Origin of the sequence: Endozoicomonas sp. SESOKO2, assembly GCF_024606245.1 — a bacterium.
Classification (GTDB): Bacteria; Pseudomonadota; Gammaproteobacteria; order Pseudomonadales; family Endozoicomonadaceae; genus Endozoicomonas_A.
The window spans coordinates 1-1,214 of sequence record NZ_JAHHPQ010000313.1; the positions used below are offsets into that span (position 1 = coordinate 1).

The following is a 1,214-nucleotide window of genomic DNA, read 5'->3' on the forward strand; positions in this document are numbered from 1 at the left end:
AATTTATCCTCCAAAAAAACAGTGAAAATAATGGCTATTCGGAAACAAGAATTGATGATGCGAATTCCCGGTCAGACGACGGCGGGCAGCGACTCAGTGATGACACGGTTTCAGTACTCAGGGAGATGGTGGCAGAGCTCGAAAACCTGTTGTTCTGCCCAGTGGATGTGGAGTTTGCCATCAACCATCAGGGTCGCCTGTTCCTGTTGCAGGTGCGCCCCATAACCCGACTCTCTGGCGGTATGGATTTTGCCATGCGCATACCCGAAGACAGCCTGGCCAGTGGCGAGGCCATTAGCGAAGGCTATTGCACCGGACCCATCTGGCTGGCCAAAAAACAAGACGCAGGCTTGATGCGACATGGAGCCATTGTCGTGTCCCAGCACGCCGAAGAATGGATGCTTGAGTCCGGGTTTCTGATGCGGGCAGGTGGTTTTGTCATTGCCGAGGGCGGATTCAATGATCATGTGGCGATCCTCATGAGACAGGAAAAAAAGCCCTTGATGCTGGCTGGTGACAGGTATGCGTCAGTGGTCGCTCAGAATGGCCAGCAAGTCACGCTGGCCTGCGCCCGCTTTAAGCGTAAGCCCGGTGCCTTTATTGTGGCCGGTGACATTACCGAGAAACTGGCCAGTCACAGGAGCCTGGCTTCTGCTGCTTCTGATGTGCCTTTGGCAAAAGCTGTCCCGTCACGGGATGATTTATCTCTCCCTGAAGGCGCATTCCACGGGGTAGCCAGCGGTTTTCAATGGCTCACGGATCAAAATGCCCGTTTGTTGGCACTTTTTGCCCCCGGCAGCGGACTGGATTGTCTGGCAAACCCTATAAAATTGAGCATGTCGCCACAACGATCAAAACGACTGGCTGAGACCAGGGACCACGTAAATCGGCTGATTCACGGGGCTGAAGCACTGCTGGGGGGTTACCGGGCATTTTTGTGGCTGGCGGGTGACACCGGCTCAGCCGAGGTCAAGCCATTGTTGGAAGAGTTATCGCAACTGAGCAACCGATTCGAGGCGCTAAAACAGATCATCCGATCCGGTTTAAACAGTATTATTCTGCCAATGCAAGCTGCTAAAGACGGGCAGCTATCCCCGGGGATTTTTCGTTCGTGGTTGGCAGACTGTCATCTGCTCCAATCCTGTCTTCAAGCCCTCATCCCTGAGGAGGCTGAGCAGGTGCGGAGTGTCCATGAGCTGATTTTTGCCCTGCAT

General features: G+C 54.0%; 1 protein-coding gene. It reads left to right on the forward strand.

Going from position 1 to position 1,214, the window contains the following annotated elements; translation table 11 throughout:
• The coding region (locus tag KDK17_RS07180) for a PEP/pyruvate-binding domain-containing protein (RefSeq protein WP_257287712.1) at positions 1-1,214 on the forward strand (1,214 nt) is incomplete at both ends.